We start from the raw sequence: 26080 nt of genomic DNA on the forward strand, positions 1-26080 counted from the left end.
TGATACTCGCGGACGAGTCTTTGATACTCGCGGACGAGTCTTTGATACTCGTGGATGAGTCTTTAATACTCGCGGACGAGTCTTTGATACTCGTGAATGAGTCTTTAATACTTGCGGACGAGTCTTTGATACTCGCGGACGAGTCTTTGATACTCGTGGATGAGTCTTTAATACTCGCCGATGAGTCTTTAATACTCGCGGACGAGTCTTTAATACTCATGAATGAGTCTTTGATGGTTCTTTTACTTTTTTAGCCGTTTTTTACACGACTTCTTCAGCCCGGAAAATCTGTTCAGCAGTTAAATTCAACTCTGGGAACGCTGGCGACTGAATGCAGTCATTTCCCTTAAATTGCCTAACTTGATACTCACTTTCAATTAATTGGTAAATCGAGATAGTTGGTTGTTTAGGATTGCCAATAAAGCGCCTACCACCTAAACCTAGATAGTCTACAATCCAATATTCAGGAATACCTAAAGACTCGTAATCTTCTAGCTTCAAAGCATAATCATCACTCAAGTTGGTTGAAACAACTTCTACAACCAACTTGACGGAACTACTGCGCGTAATGATAGATTCTTTTTTCCAACGAGGTTCATCCATAACAGCTTGTCTATCAAGAACGATTACATCCGGTTCATAACCTGAATCAGTGTTAACTGACTTTATGACGCATTCTTTTGGGATAAAACAAGGAATAGACAAACGGGTGATTTCAATAAACAAAGAACCATTGATGAATCCGGCTATCTCTGAGTGTTTCCCTGTTGGCTTAGGCATTTCAACAATTACCCCATCATGTAGTTCATAATGCCTGTCTGAAGATTCGGGATACCAGGCGAGAAATTCATCAAATGTTAGTTGTTTGGTTAAGGCTTGAATCATACTTTGCCTCCTTGCTTTATGTCAAATTTGACCCCTCTCCAAACCTCTCCCTGTTTCGGGGAGAGGCTTAATCAACGAACTGAGGTTATTTCGTCGCAGCAGCACTTGGTAAACTCACTTTCAATCGCTTAAACATCGCTTCTCGTGCTTGTACAGCGAGGCTGTCGTCAAAAGGTGTTAAGGTAATTTCTTGTTGATACTTTAGCCGCAGCGCTGTTTGAATTAACCAATCGGCAACAAAGGGATTTTTCGGTAACAATGGGCCGTGGGAATAAGTCGCGATCGCATTCTGATAAAATGCTCCTTCTGTCCCATCTTCACCATTATTTCCCAAACCGTACACTACTCGCCCCAAAGCTTCCACTTTTCCCAGCTTGGTACGTCCGCCGTGATTTTCAAAGCCTACCAAATATGGTGTGTTGCCTGTCATCTCTTTTAAATCTCGCGCTAGACGTGAGGCTGTCACTTCAATTACCAAGTTACCAATACAGCGCTTAGTATTTTCACCAGGATGCACAGAAACTAAATCGAGTATTCCCAAACCATCAATTCGTTGTCCTAAGCCTGGTTCATAATAATGTCCTAGCAGTTGGGGTGAACCACAAGTAAATACTCCTGGTGTTCCATTTTCGATTTTCTCGCGCATAGCGTCAGCTTTCGCACCTTGCAAATCGCGCATGACAATTTCTTGCTGACGGTCTTGTGCGCCACCACCAACTATGACATCGACAGTTTTAATATCTGCGGCTGTGGCATTTTGATCCAGGGGTAATACTTTAACATCGTATCCCCGCCACTGAGCGCGACGTTCTATAGTAATTACATTACCGCGATCGCCATAAGTACTCATCAGCGTCGGATAAAGCCAACCTATCGTTAATTCTAAATTTTGAGAACTCATAAATTTGGAGAATAGGGAATGGGACGATCGCAAATGACCAATGACAAATGACAAATGACAAATTTAAAGAATTTTCCGACCAGTGAGGACTTCTCGCACTTCTAGCATGGCTGAGTAGGTAGGTAGAATATGCAAAGTTTCATTCTCTGGTGTATGCTCTAATGCAGTAGCGATCGCTTGTCGCAAATCTTCTTCGACTATTAAATTTAAGTTACTCTCAGGGGACTTTTGGCTGTAACGTAGACGTAGTGCCATATCGTAGATGCGATCGCCACTCACTACTAAAGTCCCGCCGCGTTCGACTAATTTCTCGGTATCCACGTCCCAAATCCAGGATACATCAGTGCCATCAGGCGTGCGATCGTTCAATACCAGCAGTGTGGTTTTATCTGTGCTTTGAGTTACTACGCGAATGGTTTCATTCGTTCCTACAGGATTTTTTGATAACAAGATCCGCACTCGTTTACCGTTAATTACTAAATCTTCAGCCCGACCAAAAGCAGCTTGGAAATTATTAATAGTATCTCTGATTGTTACTTCATCAACTCCTAACTCAATAGCCGCAGTAGCAGCAGCTAAAGTATTATATTTGTTGTACAAACCAACCAGAATTTGCGACCATTCATTACTTTCGAGAGTCGGTTTACTTTTACTAAAACCACACTTGGGACAAGTAAAATCTCCCAAATGAGACAAATAAACACCCTTGTAATCTAGGGAATGCCCACATTTGGGACAGTAAATAGAATCAACAGCGTGAGGAATTGCTTCTAAATAATGTTCTGGTTCATTCAAGCCAAAGAATAAAACCCGTTGAGGTAACTGCTGACCGAGGTTAGATAAAGTTGGGTCATCAGCATTGGGAATTACTACCGTTTCTGGTGGTAGGGTAGAAATAACTTTTGTCCAACGCTTACTAATTGTGTCTACTTCGCCGTACCTATCGAGTTGGTCGCGGAATAAGTTTAAACAAAGAATGATTCGCGGCTGGAGTGGGGTTAATACTCTTGGTACAATATTTTCATCAACTTCCAAAATGGCGTAATCAGTATTGAGCGTTCCTAGTAAGTTGGTGCTTTCTAACAGCGCTGTCATCAAGCCATTTTCCAGATTTGCACCTGTAGAATTATGAGTGATGCGAAAACCTTTGCGTTCTAATATCGTGCATAAAAGCAGCGCTGTAGTAGTTTTGCCGTTAGTACCAGCAATTAAAATCACCCCATTTTTAACTTGCCGACTCAATAATTGTAAGAGTCGGGGTTCTATGCGACGAGCAATCGAGCCTGGTAACACACTAGCAGCACCCAGACGGAGCGATCGCACTATAAACGTTACACTTTTTGCCACTGACACCGCGAAACCCAATCGCAGTCTATCTATGAATTGTATTTTTCCCACATCTGTACCCTAGTCTTCTGGCGGTTGCTAATTAAAAGTGCAAATTTAATCTTGTGAGTTTAGCGAATCCTGGCTGAAAAAGCCAGTCATCGCAATTTTGAATTTTAGATTTTGGATTTCGACTTCTCTTTGAGACGCTGTTGGCATTCGCTCAGTTGAACAATTTTGGATTCTTGAGCCTTACGGTTGCGCTACTTTACCTCTGTTTTGACTTGCACGTAGCAATACCAGCCACTTGCGAGAGATAATCTCAGTAAGCGTTATCTTAAAGAATAGTGCGTGGGCGTAATTACATATCTAGCCCAGTTGCCAAATTAAGCACATCACAACAAGTAGTAGCTTGCAAGGTTCCTTTTGATGAATAGCACAAAGTTTCTTTTTTTACATAAACAATTTACTGTCTGGCAAAGGTGGTTGTCCAAATGCCTGTTGTTGCTTGCAAGTCTTTTGATTATAAGTATGCAACCTGCATCTGCTGGTCTTAATAATGATTTATATGATGGCAACATCTTTGTCGTTTATGCAGGCAATGGTTCATTAGTTCCTCCCAGACAGACACTGGCACAGACTTTAGCGGAACATAAACCCGTATTTTTGGCTTTTTATCTGGATGATAGCAGCGATTCCAAAAGATATGCCATTTCTATCTCACGGGTACAGGAATTCTATGGTCGGGTAGCAGAGATTATGCCGATTAGCGTAGATACTATCCCGCCGAAAGAGACCTACGACCCAACAGAACCAGGATATTACTATGCTGGGAGTGTTCCTCAAGTAGTGGTGTTAAATAAATCAGGTGAAGTAGTTTTGAATAAAAAGGGTCAAGTAGCTTTTGAAGAGATAGACGATCAATTTCGTAAAATCTTTGATTTATTACCACGCACTGAAACAGCACAGCTAAAGCGGCGAGCCTTCAATGAGTTCAGTAGTGAGTTAGCTAAGTAACTTATGGGGTAGACCAAATTGGTCTGCCCTAATTTTTAGTGCTATCTGTTACTACATTTCTGCCGATGCCAAAGCATAATATTGAAATATCTGTGTTAACAATTGAGGAAATTAACCCATAGTCTATAGTCCGTAATCAATGCCCAATGCCCAATAATTAACTAGAGTGTATTCTGATGTCAAAAGTTTACACCACTCAAGAGCTAATTCAAATTTTGGCAGCCGAACGCCAAGCTTGCCTCAAAGGAAAACGTCTAAAATTAGAAATAACAGTCTCTGGCAATCCTGTAATTGACCAGTTTATCAGAACTGATGGACTGCAACAGTTCACTGCCTATCAAGATTTCAAAACTGCAATTCACGAGTATCAGAGAGAAAACCGAGTTTCTGGTATTATCTGGCGGGAAATGACAGTTAAAGGAAAAAGCTTGCACTATCCCGAAATAGATACCGAGTTAATTGCCCTCACTGGTGACTTAGAGATATTAAAAGCTGCTAAGAATTCCATCGTAAAATTTTGGTATGAAGTCACTGTGGGAATGGATTTATACTTGAGTTTTAATAATAGTAAACAACACCAACAAATTGTCACATCTGATGTCGAAAGGATTGTTCAAAGAACAGAGTGGGCAAGTTTGTGCAAGTGGGAAAATTCTAGCTTTTTGGAAATGATTTTGCAGCTAGGATGGGGTAAACCAGAAGAAGCTTATTATAAACGAGGAAGACCGCGATCGGGTAGTGAATATATTCATGCAGTCAATCCTGGAAATCGCCCTATTGGTTGACTTCAGGAGGCAGGAGGCAGAAGGAACGGAACCTACATTTAAAAACGTGGAATTGAAGCAAAGACGCTTGAATACGAAGTCAAGGAAGTGAAGAAAACGGAGCGCGATGCCGAAGGCGGCAAGCTACGCAAAAATGGAGAAACCACCGTGAGGCGGCTAGCTGGCGATATCAAACGAATTAAACGCAACCGCAGCCGCGACACTTTCAAAATGCGTTTGGGTATGGGGTACTGTTCTGGAAGAGTCAGCAGACAGTTTAGTTGAAATGTTGTGGGGTTGAAAGCAGGTGAACGCACTTCTTTAGTAAAAATGGCTAATTCTGCGATTAATTTCTAGCTAGCGTCATTTGATTGTACTTCCCAACTAAACAGCCGCGGCAATTGAGATATATCTATGGCGTAGTTAACAATCCACATCACCAATTCAAAAATCAATAAATATCGTACCCACTGCAACTCGCTTGTAGAATTCAAAAGTGTCAAACCCTCGTACAACTGCCAGAAGCGGTAAGGCAGATATATATAAGGAACCATCACCCAGACGACATTTTGCAACTGCCTAAGCGTCACTGTTTCAGAGATGATTTGCAACCCTAAAACGATAAAATACCAAGCAAGCACAGTTAAGACCGTGCGATCGCCCCACCATACACCCCACAATAACATGACCACTAATGGTGGCACTACTGCTAGCAGTTGCACCGAGCCAAACCAGATTTTATACCAACCAGGAAATGGTAAAGGTAGAGTATAAGGCTTTGCGTTTTTCCATCCCCAGTTCACAACCACAATAAAAAGTGTGGCAATAAGGAAAAAGAGGAGATTTTCTAGGAACAGATAGAGGTTGATGTTTAAGGAAGTCATGAGGGTATTATCAAACTCTGATGTTTCTGTGTCATTCTCCTCAAGTAGTATTTTTGTTATTTACTGACTTAGCCAAGTCTTGATAAGTTCTAATTCGTTAGACAATCGAGCCATACTCCACTAATCTTTATCAAAATTCAGTAAAAAAATATACTTAATTTTTACACAAAATCCAAAAGATGTTTCAACTTTTGTTTGCTCTATTTTCTTGTACCAAATGAATAATCGATGGTATTAAAGAAATTACTATAATTAATCCAATAATCGGTAACAAATACTTATCAACCTGTTCAGGTGGTAAAGATTTTCCTAAGAAAAACCCTAACATGGTGATACCGAATGTCCAAAGAAAGCCACCGATTAAGTTGTAAGACATAAATGTTCGATAATGCATTGCACCAATCCCAGCCACGATGGGCGCGAAAGTCCTTACAATGGGTAAAAAGCGTGCTAAAACAATCGTTTTTTTACCGTGCTGTTGATAAAAGTTTTGGGTTTTAATAAGATGCTTTTTATGAAACAACCATGAATCTTCCTTTTGAAAAAGTCTTCTACCAAATTTATGTCCAGTAAAATAGCCAACATTATCACCTAAGACTGCACAAATAAAAGCACCAAAAATCAAAACCCAAATGTTCAGTAAATTCTGAGATGCAACAAATCCAGCAGTGAACAATAAGCTATCCCCAGGCAGAAAAAAACCAATTAACAAGCCAGATTCAGCAAAGACAATCGCCCAGACCCCAAAATAGCCGAGTGATTTAATCAGTTGTGGTAAATCTAGATGCATAGAATTTTTACTTTTCAACAATAGATCCACAACATCTTAACGTTCAGCAATTTTATTGAATAAAAAGTAATATTAAATTTATGTAAAGTTATTATGTAATCTGGGAAAATATAATGACAGATCACAGGTTTTGGGTTATATGTACAAGAAATAAAGATATTTGAAAGTACTAAGAATATTTTGGGGTGCTGCGATCGCAGTAGAGTTGGAATATCGTGTTAACTTTTTCATAGCTACCCTTAGAGATATGAAAAGCGATCAAATTCCTCCTGGAAGCTTTGGTATACCAGTATTAGGTGAAACACTCTCCTTTGTTTTCGACCGCGATTTCGCTAAAAAGCGCTATCGCCAGTACGGGCCCATCTTCAAAACTCATCTGCTTGGCAGACCGACTGTAGTGATGGTCGGCCCGGAAGCATTAGAGTTGGTTTTGTCAAGCCAAATAGAGAATTTTTCTTGGCGCGAGGGATGGCCTGATAATTTCAAGACATTACTGGGTGAATCACTTTTTCTGCAAGATGGGGAAGAACACCGCAGAAACCGTCGCTTGATGATGCCAGCATTGCATGGCCCAGCATTGGCGAATTATGTCTCCACAATAGAAGATATTACACGTAGTTATCTGCAAAAGTGGGAGAAGCAGCAGGAATTTACTTGGTTCCAAGAATTTAAACAACTGACATTTGATATTGCTAGTCAATTACTGCTGGATACGCGTCCTGGGCCTGAATGTGTGCGTTTTAGCAAGTTGTTTGCAGCCATGACAAATGGACTGTTTGCGATTAATCCGTTGCCCTTACCATTTACAACATTTGGTAAAGCTATAGCTGCTCGTAATCAGATTTTAGAGCATCTAACTCAAGTTGTCAGAGAACGTCAGCAAAATCCAACAAAAGATGCTCTGAGTTTATTAGTGCAAGCCCAAGATCAAGAAGGGAACCGGATGAGTGAAAAAGAACTCATCGCTCAGGCGTTACTATTACTATTTGCTGGCCATGAAACTACTACTTCGATGCTGACTTGGTTGTGTGTAGAGTTAGCCCGTCATCCAGAAGTACTCGAAAAAGCAAGAGTTGAACAATTGCAACTTGCAAGTAAAGGTGATTTGGATTTAGAACAATTAGGGAAAATGCCCTATTTAGAGCAGGTTTTGTGGGAAGTTGAAAGATTGCATCAACCTGTCGGAGGCGGGTTTCGTGGCGTAATTAAAGACTTTGAGTTTAAAGGTTATCACGTTCCTGCTGGTTGGCAGTTATACTATTCAATTGGAGTTACTCACCGAATTGAAGAAATTTATTCTGAACCAGACCTGTTTGAGCCAGACCGTTTCAGTCCCCAACGCCAAGAAAACAAAAAATATCCTTTTAGTTTAGTTGGTTTTGGCGGTGGGCCACGCATCTGTATTGGTCTAGCCTTTGCCAAAATGGAAATGAAGATTGTTGCTGCTCATCTTCTCCGTAGTTATCATTGGGAGATATTACCCAATCAAAGTTTAGAGGAAGTTGTGGTTCCCACTAATCGCCCGAAAGATGGATTGCGGGTTAGATTTCAACCTCGGTGAAATGTTTTATGGTATCTCAAATAGACGTACATTTACCTAATGGAGTTTTACAACGCTGGCAAAATGTGAAAGATTTTGTGGGCGGAAGCGTTAACTCTCTAAGTAACTCAGCACAACAAGCTGGTGAGTCTTTGAAGACAACAGCCACTACCACAACTGATAGAGCAATTGATACAGTTACAACGAGTTTAGAGCAAAGTTGGCAAACAGCAGAGCAATTTAAAAATACAACATCGGGAGCAGTTAAAGATGCAATCGCATCTTCTGCAAGTGATTGGTTAACACAACACCCGATATTTTTTCGGTTAGTTCAAATACTAAGTTGGGGAGCTAATCACCCAATTATTAGTGTAATAATTTTGCTGTTTGCACTTGCTCTACTTTGGAGCATCATTAAAGCAATTGTCCGCCTAATTGAAACCGCTAGTTGGTCAATACTCAAAGTTCCGTTAAAATTGCTTCAGGCTTTGATTAAAGTTAGTTTTCTATCCTTAACTCAACTTGGGAGTTTTGCTGTTCAAAGAATTACAGGTGCTAAAACAACTGATAGCTTGCCTACTTTACTACCTGAAAGTTTTCAACAAAATAAACAACAACGATTAGCAGAAATTTCTAGTCGTTTGGAAGTAATTCAAAAAGAACAACATGAGCTTTTACAAGAAGCGGCAGACTTGATTGCTACCGACACAATTGATGTAGAAATTTCAAAAATTAAACAGCTAAAAAGCGCTGAATCACATCTTGGCTAAGTTCGGCTGTGGAACCGGAGGCGACAATACCACCTTTTTGCATGGCGTAATAATAATCAGCCTGACGGACAAAGTGTAAATGTTGCTCTACTAATAACACCGAAATGCCTGTGGTTTCGACGATGCGACGGACTGCGGCTTCAATTTCAAGGATGATGGAGGGTTGAATACCTTCGGTAGGTTCATCTAAGACGAGTAATTGAGGTTCTCCCATTAAAGCACGTGCGATCGCTAATTGTTGCTGCTGTCCTCCACTTAAATCACCACCCATCCGCGAAAGCATGGTTTTTAACACCGGAAATAAACTAAAAACTTCCTCTGAAATTTCTGCTTTTTTTACTGGTTTGCGTCTAGCTTCCAACCCCAGCAGTAGATTTTCTTTAACTGTTAACCGAAGGATAATCTCTCGTCCTTGGGGGACATAACCAATTCCCAACTTTGCCCTTTGATCTGGGGATTTAGAGTTGATTAATTCTTCAGCTAAATTAATAGTACCGCTGCGGGGTTTGAGTAAACCCATGATAGTTTTTAGTAGGGTAGTTTTTCCGACACCATTGCGTCCAATTAGGCAAACCATTTGCCCAGATGGTACGCTCAAATCTACATTGCGGAGAATATGGCTTTCGCCGTAATAAACATTAAGATTAGAAATTTTTAGCATTAGAAGTTCTCTGTATATGAAAATTTCACCCACAGGTACAAAGAGAAAAATAGAGTTTTGATATTTTTGTATCAAGATGGAATTATTCAGATAGGTTGCATAATTTAAGGCTAGACCGCTATTTCTTCATGCTCATTTAAATGCGTAGTCATCAATATTTGATTAATGAAAGTTTTTTACTTTACAACGAAAATAACATCTGTTAATGCACTGAATGTTTGTGGTTTACCAGGATAATTAAAATCCATCTTTAAATCTGATATTTCCTTTGAACTAAAAGCTTCAAGAAAAGTGTTTATCGTAGGTATTAAGAGGTCTAAGTTCCTTTTAAGTTTCCACGAACTTGAAAAATCATTCGTATCAATTAGTACAAGAAACAAGCGGTTTTCTGAGCCAAAACGCATTTCTCCCTGATTCTCATACAACCATTTTGCTAGATTTTTAGGATTTTGTTGAGCTTCGTTAACAATTGCCATATTTTCAGACTTTAACTGATTAAGAACAGATTCAGATGCATTGTCATTTCGATCTCTTAACTTTTCAGTTATTTCATAATATATATTGGAAGGTTTTGCTGTTTTATCATTGATTCCATTTTTTCACTAATTTCGCGTAATGTGCGACTTATTCTTAAAACCCCTCTCCAAACCTCTCCTCGAAGCGAGGAGAGGCTTTAAGTCTTGCTCCCCAACGCTAGCTCTTAAGTGGCTGGGGGTTAGGTTTGAGAGAAAGTTGCACACCGCGTTAATTTCAGTTCTCAACCTTGAATTTAATGCTGTTTTTGGGCACAAAATACTTACCGAAATTGATGTTTTCGGCATACTTTATACCTCAATAATGATGCAAAGACTGTGGGAATCATAACTAATTACCCGAACTTGATATAAGTCCAATGACACTGTACAAATTAATCAGGGTATACATTCACATCAATAGTTAACTACTGATAAAACAAGATGTTTTTATACCCTTGTTCTGAGAAACTCTGCGTGCATATCTACGTTGAAAATACAGAACATCTAAATAACGCAACACTAACCATATATTACCTTATTTACTTAGATGTCTTTACTTAAAGACACATCTAGAGCATATTTTTCACATTTTTCATTGTTCAAGATATCTAGAAGTATTTTTATTTTGGAACAGATACTATAGCCTTAATTTCTCATTGATAAAGAGGGACAGACTTGAAATTTAGTTCAAAGCAAGGAGATATTTATTTAACTCAGGTTAATTAGGACATTCTTGACTCAATAGTAACTGCCCATTATTCAGTCGATATATAAGAATTATATTTGATTTTTGAAAAAGGGTACGAGATAATACGGAGAAAAATATATGTGTAACAATGAACAATGATCGACCGGGATCTACAAGCAGCGATACCTTCTCTGCGAGACGCTACGCGAACGGTGAGCTTCTCTACGAGACGCTTCGCGTAACTTGCTTCCCCAAAGGGGTACGCTAACGCGGAATTACAAGAATTTATAGATTATTGCCCCCAAAACTTTTTGAGAAATTAATCATCAATATAAATCTCCAGTTATATAACCATCGTCACGGTTATCTAATTGGAGATTCGCTATATTTAACAGTTAACGGCTAAAAGGAGTTAAAGAGATGGAAATTAAGCCAACTGACCCATCGCTAGCACTCATGGAAATTCCCCCAGGCTATCTCAATATTATGGGTTACGTCGATCAATCAGAAGTTAATGGCCCTGGTTGTCGTGCAGTCGTCTGGGTACAAGGTTGTCTGCGTGAATGCCCTGGCTGCTTTAATACTAACTCCTGGTCTTTTGAGGCTAATCAATTGATTGTTGTTGATACTCTTGCCGAAAATATTCTCAGCAATCCCCGCAATACGGGTGTAACATTTTCTGGTGGAGAACCCTTTTGGCAAGCAACTGCATTAGCGTCTTTAGCCCAGAAGGTAAAAGCTGCTGGTTTAAATGTAATGTCTTTTTCAGGGTTCACTCTTAAGCAGTTACAGTCCCAATCTGCGCCGCCAGGTTCCCAAGCATTGTTAGAACAACTCGATATTTTGATTGACGGGCCTTTTGTACAATCTCTGGCAATTAATTCTCCCAATTCTCCAGTTTCATCTAGCAATCAACGGGTTCGGGTGTTAAACCCGGCTTTCCAAGACCAGATTACTTGGGCTAGCGACCAGATAGAAATCCACATCCTCAAGGATGGTGGACGCATTGTTACTGGCTATCAAGGTGGACTAGAACTAACATAAAGGCGCGCCAGTGGGCTGCCGCCTATTAACTTGCGGCAGCAGCCCAATGAAAAGTATTTCCAGCCATAAAGGGTTTGCACTTAAGTTGACACCAATGCACAGCCGTGTGTCCCTACAAAAGTTTGGTATTTCGTAAACTGACAAACGTAATTTTATCTTTAACAACCAAGGACGCTGGTTATTTTGTGTTTAGGTAATCTACAATACTTTTATATTTAAATAGTAAAATTTCTAAAAATAGAGATTTTTCATAATTCGTCTCCATAGCCACCTCAACTATGAATTAGCAGTTCTAATAAGTTGTGTTTAACTCCTCTAAGCTAATAACTTTCTGTTACAAAAACTGTAAAAGTCCCATTTTATTTATTATAACAAATGCAATAGTTAATCATTGACACAAGATGTGCGTCAACTCGGAGCACAGAACAGGAATATTTGGCAAGTGAGGTGGTAAAATAAATCGGCAGAAATTTAGTAGTATAAAAAAATTATGCAAAAACGTTATGTTCTGGTAGCTGCAAGTGTTGTCCTATTTGGTGTATTAGGGTATTCTCAAATCGATAGTAATAAAAGTGCCCTTGCAAAATCTAGCTTACCTCAGCTAGAAACCCCATTGCAACAAAAGACAGCCAAAACTGATACAAAAATCGTCGCGTCTAGCAATAAGTTTGGCTTCAAACTATTTTCAGAGGTTCAAAAAGGTAATAAAGGTGAGAAGAATGTTTTTATCTCACCTTCGAGTGTTGCGATCGCTCTATCTATGACCTACAATGGCGCAAGCGGCACAACTCAACTAGCGATCGCAAAAACCCTGGAATTACAGGGGATGAATCTACAAGAAATCAACTCTTCTTACGCAGCGGCATTAAAGCAGCTTGTAGACAATTCCGATTCGAAAGTGCAACTGAATATTGCTAACTCACTTTGGGCAAATCAAAATTTTAGCTTTCAGCCAGACTTTCTCCAAAGAATACAGTATTTCTATAAAGCTAAGGTCAGCAATTTAAATTTTAAAGATCCCGCCGCGCCTAGTATTATCAATAACTGGGTCAAAGATAATACTAATGGTAAAATTAATAAGATTGTTGATAAAATTGAGCCAAGTCAGGTGTTATTTCTGATTAATGCCATATATTTTAAAGGTAAATGGAGCCAAGAATTTAATAAAAATCAAACTGCTCAATACCCTTTTTATAGCACATCTGACAGACCAAAACAACAGCTGATGATGTCACAAAACGGTGACTATAGATACTATGAAAGCAAACAATTTCAGGCAGTTAGTTTACCTTACGGCAAAGATGGTAAATTCAGTTTTTATATTTTCTTGCCGAAACAGAACTCTAATCTGAAAGCCTTCTATCAAAACTTAAATGTTGAAAACTGGGAAAAATGGATGACTCAGTTCAGCAAACAAAAAGGGTTTATTCGCCTACCCCGCTTCAAAACAGATTACGACGTTACACTCAATGATTCCTTGAAAAGTTTAGGCATGGAGGAGGCTTTCAGCGACAAAGCCAATTTTTCCGGTATGGGTAAAAATCTTAAGATTAGCGAAGTTAAGCATAAAACTTTTGTCGAAGTGAACGAAGAAGGCACGGAAGCGGCTGCTGTTACTTCAGTTGGTATATCAGCAACAGCTTCTATTGATATAAACCCACCATTCCAAATGATTGTGGATCGTCCCTTCTTCTGTGCCATTAGGGATAATCAGACGGGAAGGGTTTTATTTATGGGTTCAATTATTGACCCACAATGAAGAGTACTGAGTGCTGAGTGCTGTTAGCGTCAGCGGGGCATTTAGCCCGTGCTGAGTAAAAAACCGCCCACAACGGGCAGGGCTTTTACTGAGTACATAAGTACTGAGTAAAAAATTCAAAATTTCTTCATTTTTAATTGAACTTGAGGGTAATGTCACTTCAGAAATGCTCCGAGTGTTTTTAGCGTCAGCTTTTGGGGACTTGTTTGGTGCAATAGGTGCAGTTATTTCCCCGGTGGCGCTGTCGTCTGTCTGGCTGCTTAGGCTCCCAAGAGACAAGGCGCTTAAGGTTGAAAAGTAGACAAAATGGCACTTTCAGCCACAAGAAGGTAGAGATTAGGGCTGATGTTATACAGGTAGATAAAATTAACTGGGTGACGAAGAAATTTTGGCAGATCAGGCTGACTGTTTTGGAGAAAGGATAGCGAAATTTGACTAGACCATTTCAGACAATTTTTACTGAACACCGCGTATTTTGGGCTGTTTTACTCTTTGGTACAGCACTGGTGGTAACGCTAGCACTGTCGCTTTCTCAAGGAGCAGTACCTTTAAATATGTCGGAATTTTGGCAAGCCATTCTCCACAAAGGCGATCCGGTTAAACAGACAATTCTCTGGGATTTACGTCTCCCGCGCATTACGGCTGCGATCGTTGTTGGCGCAGCTTTGGGAATGTCAGGAGCGTTGCTGCAAGGAATGTTACGTAATAGTCTTGCCGATCCATTTATTTTGGGCATTTCAGCGGGTGCGGGACTATTTGTAATTCTGATAATTGTCTGCCACATATTCCCGCTCGCAATTCCTTTAGCAGCATGGATGGGAGCAATTTTAACTGCCGCGATCGTTATTTTACTGGGTCGTTCGGGGTCGGGAATTTCTGTTGAGCGGTTAATTTTAGGCGGAGTGGCGGTGAGTTCTTTATTTGGTGCTGTACAAAGTACATTGCTGCTTTTAGCTGAAGATGGGCAAATTCAAATTGCGCTCAGTTTCTTAGTTGGTAGTCTTAATGGACGGGGTTGGCAAGAAATTGCTACGCCTGCACCTTATATCATCGTTGCATTGATCGGGGGATGCTTGCTGGGGCGATCGCTAAATATACTCGCTTTGGGAGATGATTTAGCTGTGAGTTTAGGGCTTTCGTTGACGCGAACGCGCCTGTTAATTGGTGGTGTCGCCACTCTATTAGCCGCAGGTGCAGTCAGCATCAGCGGCTTGGTTGGATTTGTTGGTCTTGTTGTTCCTCACGGTGTCCGCCTGATTGTTGGTACAGATCATCGCTTTGTTTTACCACTTTCCGCCCTTGCAGGTGCATGGTTACTCACTTTTGCAGATTTACTCTCTAGACTAGGAACAGTAGAGCTACCAGTAGGTTCTGTCACTGCCTTGCTGGGTTCACCCCTGTTTATCTGGTTACTTTATCGTCGTTCTGCTGGATTTAATAAATTTTGAGCTATCAGACCTCTATCTATACCCACTGTATAAACGGATCAGGTTTTACACAAATTCTGATAAACTGTAGACTAAAGTCTTATTCAACTATTTTAGCCACAATTCTTTATAGGGAAACACACCTGTATAACCCTGCTTTCTTATACCAATTTGAAAAAAGAATGCGGCAGATATATACTCCCAAACCTTTGTTATGTCTGGCTTTCTTAATGCATAAATTTTGAATTTTGAATTGGTATTATCCCCCCTGCTCCCTTAAGGAGGTTAATTGATGTTATGTGTTGAGGAATTAATTAACTTAGACCCATTTCAACAACTTCCCAAAGAGCGATTGCAGTGGGTTTGCGATCGCACTCAAACAGTTGAACTTTCCGCTGGAGAAGTTTTAGCCCATGAGGGAGAACCTGGATGTGGCTTATTTATCTTAGTCAAAGGTAAAATCAACCTCACCCGCCGCAGTGAAGGAGTGGAAATTCCCATCGGGCAACACGAAGCCCCATCCTTTTTTGGTGAAATTCCAGTACTCACAGATGAACCTGCACCTGTGACAATGCGGGCATTGACAAATTGTAACCTTTACGAGCTAAAGGGAGAAGACTTCCGTAAACTGCTGCATGAATGTCGTGATTTTGAGCGGATGGTCTTCCGAATTATGCAACGTCGTGTCCGGGGGCTAGAGTCTTTCATTCGTGGGCGAGAAAAGATGGCAGCTTTAGGGACACTTGCCGCCGGTCTAGCTCATGAACTCAACAACCCAGCCGCAGCCCTGGTTCGGACTTTAAAAGAAATGCCAGCCGCCATCCTAGAGTTACAACGAATGAACTTAGTTTATGGGCAACGCAATGTTGACGAAGCCCATACTCAACACTGGTTGAGAGTACGCGATCTAGGCTATGATGCGATTTTGAATAATCGCCTAGATCCGGTGACACTAAGCGATCGCGAAGCCATATTGCTCGATTGGTTAGAAGACTATGGTGTAAACCAAGCATGGAAATTAGCAGAACCTTTAGCAGAAGGTGGTGTTGAGGTTGAAACCCTAGAGCAACTCATGGAACGTTGGCGCAAGGACGACACAGAATTGCGAGAAATGGGATTGCACTGGCTAGCGCTTTCCTTTGAAGTCATGTCGATGATTAAACATGGTTTGCGAGGTTCTGAAAGGATTTCCGAACTTGTGCAAGCGATGAAGTCTTATTCTTACCTCGATCAAGGCACTCAGCAAGAAGTAAATATACATCAAGGTTTAGAAGATACCTTACGATTGTTTGCTCATAAACTCAAGTGCGGTGTGCAAGTGCAACGCAATTACGATCAATATATTCCAAAAATCTTTGCCTATGGCAGTGAACTCAATCAAGTGTGGACAAACTTAATTGACAACGCCATTGATGCAATGGATGGTAAGGGACTGCTGGAAATTACAACACACCATTGCGATCGCTATGCCCATATTGACATTATCGATTCTGGCAGTGGAATTTCACCTGAAATTAAAACCCGCATTTTTGAACCTTTTTTCACCACCAAATCAGTGGGGCATGGTTCAGGACTTGGTTTAGAAACCGTTCGCCGGATTGTAGAAAATCGCCATCACGGTACGCTTTCATTTGAGTCGCAGCCAGGCAGAACTTGTTTCACTATTTGCTTGCCCTTATTGAATCAATAAGCGATGGGATTAGAGATGAAAAAAATGGGAACCATTGGTTCCCAAAATATAGCAGCAACTGAATATTTCTGTTAGACTTCTAGTTTCTTATACCCAACATTTTCAGGGCTTTGTTGGATTTCACTCCATTCAACCCAACCTACAAATTTTTTTAACCGAGTAATATTGGGATTACTCCTAGTCAATTAATATCTGATAATTTTGGTGTTTTGGGCTGTTGTTCGGAGTTAGTGAATTCAGTTTTTGGTGGTTTTCCTATTGTCTTAGGGGGTTGTTTTTTTGTTGGGGATTGTAAGTTATTATTCTCGCTCATGTTAATTTATCTCCTTAATAGCTTTAGTTATTTGGCTGTTTTCAGATTTATTACTTGGAGTTAGTCAAGCAATAAATTCCGTGAGTGAATGCAGTCAGTTTTTGTTCCGATGATTATGACTTCAAGCGATGTCATTGCAATTCCGTAATCTTGTAGAAAATTTTGCTCCATTCTACGTTGAATACTATTGTAAAAGAGATAGATAGGGGAAAAAACTCCTTACTTTCTACCTCTTTTACCTTAGTTTTCTATTCAAACTATTTTTGCAGCCAGACTGATATTGAACCACCAGGACATGGGAAATTTCCCCATCCGTCGTTATTGGTGTGAATGATATCGTTTATATGTCCCGTCGCATCGTAAAATTCCTGATTGGGTCGGAACACATTCATCCACTTGTTTCCTGGTGAGCTATTGGTCAGCACTACAGCCATTGCACCCGGATGTTCCCTAGTACCCAAGCGCGTCCAACCGATAGTATTGGGATGGTCAAAGTAATCATGCTGGTCGCCAAAACCGTATTCTCTACGAGCCTTCAAGAACTTGTCAATCAAAAAACGGTGAGAGTAAAGGGTATTATCACGTCCTTTATCTTGATATTGTGCCCCGTAATAATCTGCATAGAAAACGCAAGGATAGCCTTCTTGGCGTAGTAAGATTAGTGCATAGGCTAAGGGCTTAAACCAAGGTTCAACAGGCGACTCTAGGGATTGACAAGGTTGAGTATCATGGTTTTCAACAAAGGCAACAGCTAAAGCAGGTTGTTCTTTAACTAGGGTTCTATCAAAAATCGATCGCAGATCGAAACTACTACCCTGGCGACTAGCTTGGTGAAATTTAAAATGTAGAGGCACATCAAATAACGACAAACGCCCATCACTAGAGGCAATATAACCGTGTAAGGCATCGATATCTTGAGACCAGTACTCACCAACGCTAAACAGTTCCCGCCCACCAAAATGAACTCGCAGGTGGTTTAACCAATCACGGAAAAAAGTGGAGCGGATATGTTTAACAGCGTCAATGCGAAAGCCATCTACACCTGTGGTATCAACAAACCAACGCCCCCAATACATCAACTCACCGCGTACGAGGTCATTACCTGTATCTAGGTCGTTGGCCATTAAATAATCGTAGTTGCCGTGTTCGTGGCTAACTTCTGTCTCAAAATGTTTATCTTTAAGGCGGTAGAGTTTGTCTGCCCTTTTGGTATCTACATTGTATGATAATGAATCAAAGCACCACCAATACCATTTCATACTGGAGTATTTATCTCCACGACCAGAAAAATTGAACTTTGTATAAGCTCCAATTTCGTACCAATCGCTGACTGGATGGTTGCGGTCATTCCAATCCATTTCTTGGGCCGAAATGCGTTCTATTTCATCCCCACCATCTTTGTGGTTGAAAACTACATCGGCATAGATTTGAATACCTGCACGCTGTGCCGTTTTAATCGCCTTTAAGTATTGCTCGCGGGTTCCATATTTTGTCCGAACAGTATTTTTTTGATCGAACTCACCCAGATCAAACAAATCGTAGACTGCGTATCCAACATCCCATGTTCCACCACTGCCCTTATAAGCTGGCGGCAGCCATAAAGCAGTGAAGCCTGCATCAGCTAGCTCATTGGCTGTTTTATCCAGCTTGTCCCATAATGTACCATCATTGGAGATGTACCAATGGTAATACTGCATTATTACGCCATTAGTCATGCGATCGCCTTTTTAGAATCTTTGATTTTACAGATTTCTGTCAGAAATCTCTGATGCTAGGATATGTTACTTTTGTCACACATCCTCACTTCACCCGAATTTTTTTAGGTTTCAATGACGACTTCATAAAGAGCAATTACGAATTACTGGGACGGGATAATTGTTGATTTGCCTTGATAAGGTTAGTAAACTCCTGCAAAGTTTGACGATATTTTTCTTCAGCTATCGAGAATAAATCGTTATGATTTGCCTCTTCAACCCACAAATAAAGTTTTGGGGATGTTGCAGCATTAAACAATTTTTCTCCATGAGTAAAAGGAATTATGTTATCTGCTTTTCCATGAATCACCAATATCGGACATTTGACTTTTTTGATATTATCTAGATTGAGAAATTTATCAAAAGGTAAAATCCGAAAAGGTACTATTACTTGAAAAGCGGAAATAAATGAGCTTTCAACAATTAAACCAGCTACTGGTTTCTGCATTGCTAAATTTACCGCCGAACCACCGCCAACCGAATGCCCCAAAACTATAATTTTTTTAGGTGGAATTTTTAAATTTTGGGTCAAATAATTGTAAGCGCTATTGATATCTTCGTATGCATGACTTTCTGTTGGCTTTCCTTGACTCGTACCATAACCGCGATAATCAAAAGCAAAGACACTAAAACCCCATGCGTGTAATTTTTCTAGAATCTGTTTGATATCTCCTAAATCTTCAGAATTACCATGAGAATAAAGAATAGTATATTTAGCTTGAGTGTTCAATAAGTATGTAGCTGAAATATTAGTATTCTCCCCACTCCTTAACTTCAAAATTGTTGGATCGTCCTGATAGCTAGAAGGTTGAGATAGAAAAATCATGCTATCTGCCCGAAAATATACAAATACAGCAAAAAATATATAGATAAAGATTAAAGATTTAACCAGCCGTTGCCAAGTCAAATCACCAATTAGCAGTTTTCTAACTTGCTGTTTCTCCATTAGTTTTTATTTATCGGGTAAAACTTTATTTCCAGGTTTCCCGATTTATGATGTTTCTTAACTACAACTAATACAACTTCATCAAACTTCACGCCAACTTTGTCACAAATGAGTGTTATGGAGTTGAGCGACTGAGTAATTACTTAACCCGGATTATTGAGCCGATACTAACAAACACTGTTATATTCCCTACTCTGCAAGATGAGAAGGAAGAAATGCTTAACTGAACTGTATTGTGCCATGTAAGGTTTTTATTTGTTTCTATTTTCTCCCCTTTCTTCCCACTGGTATACACATCGGTGTACCGGAAACCGGGTCTGGGATAACCCGACATTCCAATCCAAACACCTCCTTTACCATCTTCTCAGTGATCGCCAAATTAGGTTCGCCAACAGCAAAAATTTGACCTTCTTTCACCGCTACCAAATAATCAGCATAACGACAGGCATGATTCAAATCATGTAACACCATGACAATCGTTCTTCCCTGGTTTTGGTTCAAATCATACAATAAATCTAAAACTTCTATTTGGTGCGCCAAATCTAAAAAAGTAGTTGGTTCATCTAACAATAAAATATCTGTATCTTGAGCTAATGCCATTGCAATCCAAGCACGTTGTCGCTGTCCACCAGAAAGAGTATCTAACTTGCGTTCTGCTAAGTATTTAATCCCAGTAATTTCTAACGCTAGTTCTACTAATCTTTCATCTTCTTTTGTCCACTGCTGCAACCAGTTTTGATAAGGAAATCTTCCACAAGCTACCAAATCTCGAACTGTTAATCCTTCTGGTGCAACGGGGCCTTGGGTAAGAATTCCTAATTTTTTAGCAACATCTTTTGTTGATAGCTTAAATATATCTGTTATGTCTAAATAAATTGTGCCAACACGAGGTTTTAATAATCTTGCTAAACCTCGTAATAAAGTGGATTTCCCAGAGCCATTTGCACCAACTAAAGCAGTTATTTTTCCTGGGGGGATATCTAAATTTAAATGCTTAATAATAGTTATATGGTCGTAACCCAAAGTCAAATTCTTCGCTGACATTTGGTAATGTAGATTATTGCTCAATAATGACATTGACATAATTAAATTTAAGGGAGTATTTTGATGATTTTGTAAGTATGTAATATCATGTCCGGTTGATTGCTTAATTAAACCCAAAGAACCCCACGCTGCTAAAGCAGCGCTTTATCTCCCCTTCTTGCAGGTAGATAGGGGATTAAGGGGAGCCAGCACAGTGACAGGGGAAACCCCATGAGAAATTGGCGCGTAGGGTGCAATGACTATGGGAATCATAACTAGTTACCCGAACATGATATATTACACTATTCGCTTTTATTAATGCTACACCTAAAGAAGAATTTTTTTCTACTTACTTAGTATTAAGTAGACTAAATTAGGTCTTGCTTTTTCGATTCTTAATTAATAAATAAAATATAATTTCAAGCATTTAATTCTGGTGCTTTGATTAACCCTCTTTTGTCACTCTCGGAAAACAATAATCTCAGCCAAATTCTGAAACTTTGATTTAATCCAGGTTTGAGGCTTTATTTTCTAATAGAAACTAAAATTTATAGACAAAAGGTAGAAATTAAAGCCTTGTAACTGTTTGAGCGATTGGATTATCCCAAAGTGACAAAAGAGGGATGAGTATCTGATGCAGAGGAATATCTGCGGCGCCAAATGAGACGCTGAAAATTAGACAAATCAAAAGAATTAGCAATCCCACAATTAAACCCGCAACGGGAAATATTAGGAATTACAACAATCCTCTGGCTGGTGAGGGAGCCGATCTACTCATTGTTCAAATTACTGGCTTTAAGCAGGGTAATTGTTGCTTGTGAAGATAAGCCAACACAAGCTGCTAGTTCTTCTAATGCCAAGCGATCGCGTGCGTTTGTATTCAGCATCTCCGTTGCAGCTGCAACATAGTCAGGATTCGCCAGGTGACTTAAAGTTCCTTGAGAATTCACGGTAGCAATCCGCTCAGTTTTTGCTCCCAAAAGGACAAGCTGTTGCATTCGATAAGTGGCTATTTTCGCAGCTTGACGGGCTTGTAAGTAAGCAAGGTAGTATTGGACAACGGCTACCCGTTTTTGCTGTTTAACTTCATGCCAGCGAGCTTCTCTTATCGGTAATTGCTGAATGATATTCAAAAGTTTAATAGGGTCAATTGTCATTGCGATCGCAAAACTGCGCTGACTTTCAGATGCTATTTCAGGCAAGTTGTAATCGATCGTGCTGTGAGATGGTGATAATTCTACACTCAAAACATCGGTGAAAGCACTCCACCCCATAGCAGCTTTTGCCTCCTGTACTTGCGAAGACTGACGTTGGGCAATCGCAACTAACTGCTCAATAATTTTTAGATCGCGATCGCTTATCTCTGTCTGAAGAATTTGTGGTTGATAATTATTCAGCTGTTTGTTTTCTGACAACGCTGGTAAAGGCAGACTAATAAGGGCGATCGCCAGAACAATTTTCCAACTGTACAGACAGGCTATTAATTCATAACTCATAGCTGTCAAAAAGTTTTGCGTTCCTCCAAGTTTGCTAATACTTCTTTCCGAGTTCGCCAAACAGGACGCAATTGCTTCTGAGAAAACAGTGGTAGTTGGTCGGTAATGTGGGGCGAACCTGGTTGAGTAGCGTTACCGTAGCTGATGAGAGCCATTGCTTTTACTGGTTGCGAAAACTCAATGGCTGCAACATAACTATCACCAGCGACAGCTTGAAAGTGTTCATCCTTAGCTGGAGCAAAATCGAGGACGCGGAATATTCCTTCATCGCCATCGCCACCATTGGCAGGTAAATCTAAGTTTCCGCTATGCACTCGGAAGACTTCACCCCAAGCAACATCTATTTTTCCATAAGCTTTTTCGACTTTTGCTGCCGCTATTTGTAGCGCTTTCGCTGCACTTTCTGGATCTTTTAAACCATCGGGTGTGGTGCGCGGGGAGTTGTCACTCCAAGGAATACTAAAGGTTTGCTTTTGATCCATTTCTTGCCACCAAAAAGAAAACAATACCGCACCTCGACTATCAGCATTAGCATTCCGATCCCAAGCAGCCAAAATTTCAGCAGCACGACGGGCTAATTCATCACCATAAGTTTGAGCAGCAGGGATTAGGTCATCGAGGATGCGTTCTGCAAGTTCCATTTTGGTGGAATGTTTGTACTTAATCATGTTCTCAAAAGAAATTTTTGGATCTTCAGCCAACATTTTTGCAGAACTTTGTGCCCGAAAAGACATTTCTCCTCGTGGAGCCATATAGGCAGGGTAATCATCTGCTTTGATGGCAGGGGGGAAAGTTGTTGTCCAAGGTGCATCATTAGCATTTTGCAACCAACCGCTAGGCGGGTCAATTACACGCGGTAAATCTTTGTATGGGTGCATTTTTGTCCACAAAGTCTTAGATGTGTCGCCAGGAATTAAGCCTTCCCAGTATTTAAAGTCTCCCTGTTGACGAATCGGCACTAGACCGTTGAATAGGTGCATGATGTGTCCGGCTCGATCTGCATACATGACGGTAAACATTGGTAATTGCAAGCGTTTCAATACCTTTTGAAATTGGCTGAAGTTTTGAGAACGTGCCATATCCCACCACTGTTCCAACACACCAGGACGGTCTGCACCGACAACCCGCAGCGCTACAGCGAACCCATCTTTTTCTTGAACGACTGCACCGTGGACGGAACTTTTGACTAATAATGGTTGTTCGACTAACGAGCCATTCTTTTGCTTGACCTTTAACAAAAACTTTGATGTCGTAAAAGGACGGACTTTGCCATCAAAAAGATAACCATTATCAGCAAATTTCAACTTGTATACATCCCAACCATCAAGGGTATTGACGGTATGAGTCCAACCCAAACGATCGTTAAAAGCGATCGCTAAAACTGGAATTCCCACTAAAGCTGCTCCAGAAGCATTCATCCCTGGCGCAGTAATTTGTGCTTCGTACCAGACAAATAAATCCGACCATAACAAGTGGGGATTTGCCAATAACATTGCCTTTCCACTGGCAGAATGTTTGGGTGCGATCGCCCAACCGTTAGAACCAGCTTTCGATTGAGTATGAGTAATACCTGCTACTTGTTCTTGATTAACAATAAAAGTAAAATACAGCACTCTTTGCAAATGTGCCAACACATCTTCTGGCTTAACAGGTAATACTATTTTTACTTGCTCGTCAATTAAATCAGGATGGGCTTTTGCATACGTATTTATCCCAGTGGCAAAGGCATTTATATAACTACGAAAAGCTGGACTTTGTGCCCGATACCAAGAACTAGCACGATTGGGCACTCCCATCGTCAGTACCCATTTATCAGATTCTAAATACTTTTCTCCCCAATATTCAGCTGCTTTTCCCCTAGCTTGACCATAGAGGTGCAACAGCAAGTTAGCATGACTCTGCATCTGTGCCCAACCAAACGCCTGGAAAGCACTGGGAGCATCTTTACCGTATATATGCGGTATCCCATAAGTATCCCATAATATCTCTGTAGTTCTGGGTACAGTCGCAAAACTGTTATTTGCCAAAACGACAACTAAAATGGCACTAAGGATAAAAGCTAAAAATCTAAATAATTTTCTTTTCAGTATTGGCTGGTCAAATTGCCACAAATACACCCTAACATTCAACATGATGGTTTGATTAAATTAATTTGACTGGAAAAATTTAGTGCCTTTATCAGTAGAATCAATTTGAACGCCTGTAACTTTATTAACGTTATCACTGCATTGCACAAGCAATTGTGCCGCTCTGGTAAAGTGAGATTTATGAGTAGATAATTCGGCTCTCTGTGTTCCTGCATAGGCTGGTTGTACTAAGCTGCTAATTACCGCTGATGCTAATGCCACCGAACGTATCTCACTCATTAACCCACCCTTCATTGTTGTTTCTCCTTGAACTGAACCTGTAATTAACAGGCTTTTAAGTAAAGGCTCTAGTTGCATATTGATACTCATTCTCACAGTCCATGAAAATTAATGACGCGATATATTATCAATAATGCTTGACACTAGCTCTAGAAATCATCAAAAGCTATCTGCGACTAATTTGCATTTAACTTTAGTGCTATTAGGAGACATTATCATAAAGGTTCAACATGAGCAAGCTATCAAAACTTCTAAATTTTATAAATATGACTAGCGTTGTGTGAAAAATCTTTATAAATAAGTCTTTTCAAGATATCGCTACAGTAGAAATAAAGTTAAGTATACCTAACTTACACTTTGTAACCTACCTTTTGATATATTTTATAGAAATTATTTTTGAGTAAAAGATAATAGTTTTTAATTAAAATTTCCTTGCATCTTAGCTAAATTGCTTTAAATTCTTCAATTAATTGCAAATTAGTAGCAATAATATCCTAAATAGAACGCGGTTAGAGTTTGTCATTCTTTTGGCAAAGGCTGCAACGGCTTGATATTCCAGTTGATCTAGATAGTATTCGCTGGCGGACTACCGATAACCTCGAACCTAGTAAGTAATCGGACAGAAATATTTACATATTAGGTTTTAGGCTACATAAGGGTTTCAGGTCGAAATTTGTGTAATTAATTTTGTCTTACTACTTAATCAAATCATCTGGTTGACACTCGTGAGGATAGTCTGATTCATTTACTATGGTTGCAATGATTTGGCGATCGCGATGAGTCTGATTGCCATCAAAGAATATTACTTTCGATAAAATTGTCATAATTTATACATTAAATATATTTCTGCAAGTACTATTTTAAAGTTTTCATAATTTTCTGATTTTTAACTGATATATAAGTAAGGTCAAGTAAAGCGATGCTTATAATTGTGCTGCTGTCTCGTATCTACTGTACTTTTTTTGGTCAAAGCTTTTATGGACGATCGGGATGAACACCTGCGCCAATTGATTGCAACAGTGTGCCAACACGCAGATGGCAGCCGAGAATGGCGAAAAGCTATGAGTCGGCTTCTGATTTTTATTCAGGGGCTACCAGAATTTAAAAAATACTCAAGTTTAGACTGCCCCGATTATTTTTTAGATGCCTTGAACCAAACTTTAGAGTGGTTCAGCCAAAATATTAGAAACTTTCAGCCACATACATCTTCAGTTCGAGATGACTTAATAAAATGGATCAAAAGCTACCTTTACTGGCGCGTCAAAGATTTAAATTTACCATCTTCCCCTTCAAGAAAAAAATCTCATTTGTCCTTGGATGAAAGCATTTTAGATCCGGATGGAGAAATAACAACTTGGTTGGAACAAGTATCACAACAAGGACAAATATTAGGAACACCATCTAATCCATATATTTTGAGCGGACTAGAAATTTATCTTGAAAGTTTACAGTAACAGTAACAACAACTTCTAGTCAGCAACTTGGCACTTTACATTGAGCAAGACCCAGACAAGCAACTAC

24 protein-coding genes and 1 pseudogene are annotated in these 26080 nt (G+C 39.9%); 10 read left to right on the forward strand and 15 right to left on the reverse strand.

Annotated features, from left to right (window positions below):
* Window positions 1-261 precede the first annotated feature (261 nt).
* The 3 genes from ACFE93_RS10820 to ACFE93_RS10830 form a co-directional block, all read right to left on the reverse strand.
* The gene (locus ACFE93_RS10820; RefSeq protein ID WP_375473291.1) at window positions 262-885 is read right to left on the reverse strand and encodes a Uma2 family endonuclease; all 624 of its coding nucleotides are present in this window, start codon (window positions 883-885) and stop codon (window positions 262-264) included.
* Window positions 886-970: 85 nt separating this feature from the next.
* Window positions 971-1786 carry a type 1 glutamine amidotransferase gene (locus ACFE93_RS10825; RefSeq protein WP_375473292.1) on the reverse strand — a complete coding sequence of 272 codons (816 nt, stop codon included), beginning with the start codon at window positions 1784-1786 and terminating at the stop codon, window positions 971-973.
* Window positions 1787-1849: 63 nt separating this feature from the next.
* Complete coding sequence (locus ACFE93_RS10830; protein WP_375473293.1) at window positions 1850-3184, reverse strand: MurT ligase domain-containing protein; 1335 nt, start codon at window positions 3182-3184, stop codon at window positions 1850-1852.
* A 357-nt stretch (window positions 3185-3541) separates the two neighbouring features.
* Between ACFE93_RS10830 and ACFE93_RS10835 the strand changes: the two genes are divergently transcribed.
* From ACFE93_RS10835 to ACFE93_RS10845, 3 genes are all read left to right on the forward strand, one after another.
* A complete protein-coding gene (locus tag ACFE93_RS10835) occupies window positions 3542-4129 on the forward strand; it encodes a thylakoid membrane photosystem I accumulation factor (RefSeq protein WP_375473294.1) in 588 nt (195 codons plus the stop codon).
* Window positions 4130-4305: 176 nt separating this feature from the next.
* Window positions 4306-4914, forward strand: a complete 609-nt coding sequence (locus ACFE93_RS10840) for a hypothetical protein (protein ID WP_375473295.1) — start codon at window positions 4306-4308, stop codon at window positions 4912-4914.
* Window positions 4915-5001: 87 nt separating this feature from the next.
* On the forward strand, window positions 5002-5178 hold the full coding sequence (locus ACFE93_RS10845) for a hypothetical protein (protein WP_375473296.1): 177 nt from the start codon (window positions 5002-5004) through the stop codon (window positions 5176-5178).
* A 68-nt stretch (window positions 5179-5246) separates the two neighbouring features.
* Here the strand turns inward: ACFE93_RS10845 and ACFE93_RS10850 are convergent, their stop codons facing one another.
* Both ACFE93_RS10850 and ACFE93_RS10855 read right to left on the reverse strand, forming a co-directional pair.
* Window positions 5247-5777, reverse strand: a complete 531-nt coding sequence (locus tag ACFE93_RS10850; RefSeq protein ID WP_375473297.1) for a hypothetical protein — start codon at window positions 5775-5777, stop codon at window positions 5247-5249.
* A 184-nt stretch (window positions 5778-5961) separates the two neighbouring features.
* Entirely contained in the window at window positions 5962-6567 is a 606-nt protein-coding gene (locus ACFE93_RS10855; protein ID WP_375473298.1) for a DedA family protein, read from the reverse strand.
* Between the two features lie 247 nt (window positions 6568-6814).
* Between ACFE93_RS10855 and ACFE93_RS10860 the strand changes: the two genes are divergently transcribed.
* Together ACFE93_RS10860 and ACFE93_RS10865 are read left to right on the forward strand one after the other, a co-directional pair.
* The gene (locus tag ACFE93_RS10860; RefSeq protein ID WP_375473343.1) at window positions 6815-8128 is read left to right on the forward strand and encodes a cytochrome P450; all 1314 of its coding nucleotides are present in this window, start codon (window positions 6815-6817) and stop codon (window positions 8126-8128) included.
* A gap of 8 nt (window positions 8129-8136) precedes the next feature.
* Window positions 8137-8877: a hypothetical protein gene (locus ACFE93_RS10865; protein ID WP_375473299.1), complete on the forward strand. Its 741-nt coding sequence runs from the start codon at window positions 8137-8139 to the stop codon at window positions 8875-8877.
* Here ACFE93_RS10865 and urtE read toward each other — a convergent pair.
* Both urtE and ACFE93_RS10875 read right to left on the reverse strand, forming a co-directional pair.
* On the reverse strand, window positions 8840-9538 hold the full coding sequence (urtE, locus tag ACFE93_RS10870; RefSeq protein ID WP_375473300.1) for an urea ABC transporter ATP-binding subunit UrtE: 699 nt from the start codon (window positions 9536-9538) through the stop codon (window positions 8840-8842). The genes ACFE93_RS10865 and urtE overlap by 38 nt on opposite strands.
* A 176-nt stretch (window positions 9539-9714) precedes the next feature.
* Window positions 9715-10014: a hypothetical protein gene (locus ACFE93_RS10875; protein ID WP_375473301.1), complete on the reverse strand. Its 300-nt coding sequence runs from the start codon at window positions 10012-10014 to the stop codon at window positions 9715-9717.
* A gap of 1147 nt (window positions 10015-11161) precedes the next feature.
* On the opposite strand from ACFE93_RS10875, the gene ACFE93_RS10880 reads away from it, so the two are divergent.
* Together ACFE93_RS10880 and ACFE93_RS10885 are read left to right on the forward strand one after the other, a co-directional pair.
* On the forward strand, window positions 11162-11785 hold the full coding sequence (locus ACFE93_RS10880) for a 4Fe-4S single cluster domain-containing protein (RefSeq protein WP_375473302.1): 624 nt from the start codon (window positions 11162-11164) through the stop codon (window positions 11783-11785).
* 490 nt (window positions 11786-12275) lie between these two features.
* Window positions 12276-13544: a serpin family protein gene (locus ACFE93_RS10885; protein WP_375473303.1), complete on the forward strand. Its 1269-nt coding sequence runs from the start codon at window positions 12276-12278 to the stop codon at window positions 13542-13544.
* 286 nt (window positions 13545-13830) lie between these two features.
* Here the strand turns inward: ACFE93_RS10885 and ACFE93_RS10890 are convergent.
* Window positions 13831-13977 (reverse strand): annotated as a pseudogene (locus tag ACFE93_RS10890) (AI-2E family transporter); the annotation flags it as partial.
* On the opposite strand from ACFE93_RS10890, the gene ACFE93_RS10895 reads away from it, so the two are divergent.
* Together ACFE93_RS10895 and ACFE93_RS10900 are read left to right on the forward strand one after the other, a co-directional pair.
* Window positions 13976-14992: a FecCD family ABC transporter permease gene (locus tag ACFE93_RS10895; protein ID WP_375473304.1), complete on the forward strand. Its 1017-nt coding sequence runs from the start codon at window positions 13976-13978 to the stop codon at window positions 14990-14992. The pseudogene ACFE93_RS10890 and the gene ACFE93_RS10895 sit on opposite strands and share 2 nt — an antisense overlap.
* 271 nt (window positions 14993-15263) lie before the next feature.
* Window positions 15264-16661 (forward strand): ATP-binding protein, encoded by a 1398-nt coding sequence (locus tag ACFE93_RS10900; protein WP_375473305.1) that lies wholly within the window; start codon window positions 15264-15266, stop codon window positions 16659-16661.
* 570 nt (window positions 16662-17231) lie between these two features.
* Here the strand turns inward: ACFE93_RS10900 and ACFE93_RS10905 are convergent.
* From ACFE93_RS10905 to ACFE93_RS10935, 7 genes are all read right to left on the reverse strand, one after another.
* On the reverse strand, window positions 17232-18689 hold the full coding sequence (locus tag ACFE93_RS10905) for an alpha-amylase (protein WP_375473306.1): 1458 nt from the start codon (window positions 18687-18689) through the stop codon (window positions 17232-17234).
* Window positions 18690-18825: 136 nt separating this feature from the next.
* Window positions 18826-19674 carry an alpha/beta hydrolase gene (locus ACFE93_RS10910; RefSeq protein WP_375473307.1) on the reverse strand — a complete coding sequence of 283 codons (849 nt, stop codon included), beginning with the start codon at window positions 19672-19674 and terminating at the stop codon, window positions 18826-18828.
* 261 nt (window positions 19675-19935) lie between these two features.
* Window positions 19936-20718, reverse strand: a complete 783-nt coding sequence (locus tag ACFE93_RS10915; RefSeq protein ID WP_375473308.1) for an ABC transporter ATP-binding protein — start codon at window positions 20716-20718, stop codon at window positions 19936-19938.
* Between the two features lie 749 nt (window positions 20719-21467).
* Window positions 21468-22193, reverse strand: a complete 726-nt coding sequence (locus ACFE93_RS10920; RefSeq protein ID WP_375473309.1) for a hypothetical protein — start codon at window positions 22191-22193, stop codon at window positions 21468-21470.
* A gap of 5 nt (window positions 22194-22198) precedes the next feature.
* On the reverse strand, window positions 22199-24325 hold the full coding sequence (locus ACFE93_RS10925) for an acylase (RefSeq protein WP_375473310.1): 2127 nt from the start codon (window positions 24323-24325) through the stop codon (window positions 22199-22201).
* A 15-nt stretch (window positions 24326-24340) separates the two neighbouring features.
* On the reverse strand, window positions 24341-24649 hold the full coding sequence (locus ACFE93_RS10930) for a hypothetical protein (protein WP_375473311.1): 309 nt from the start codon (window positions 24647-24649) through the stop codon (window positions 24341-24343).
* 605 nt (window positions 24650-25254) lie between these two features.
* A complete protein-coding gene (locus ACFE93_RS10935; RefSeq protein WP_375473312.1) occupies window positions 25255-25383 on the reverse strand; it encodes a hypothetical protein in 129 nt (42 codons plus the stop codon).
* 153 nt (window positions 25384-25536) lie between these two features.
* Between ACFE93_RS10935 and ACFE93_RS10940 the strand changes: the two genes are divergently transcribed.
* The gene (locus tag ACFE93_RS10940) at window positions 25537-26013 is read left to right on the forward strand and encodes a hypothetical protein (RefSeq protein ID WP_375473313.1); all 477 of its coding nucleotides are present in this window, start codon (window positions 25537-25539) and stop codon (window positions 26011-26013) included.
* The last annotated feature ends 67 nt before the right edge of the window (window positions 26014-26080 follow it).

It is taken from the genome of uncultured Nostoc sp. (assembly GCF_964247315.1).
GTDB lineage: Bacteria > Cyanobacteriota > Cyanobacteriia > Cyanobacteriales > Nostocaceae > Nostoc.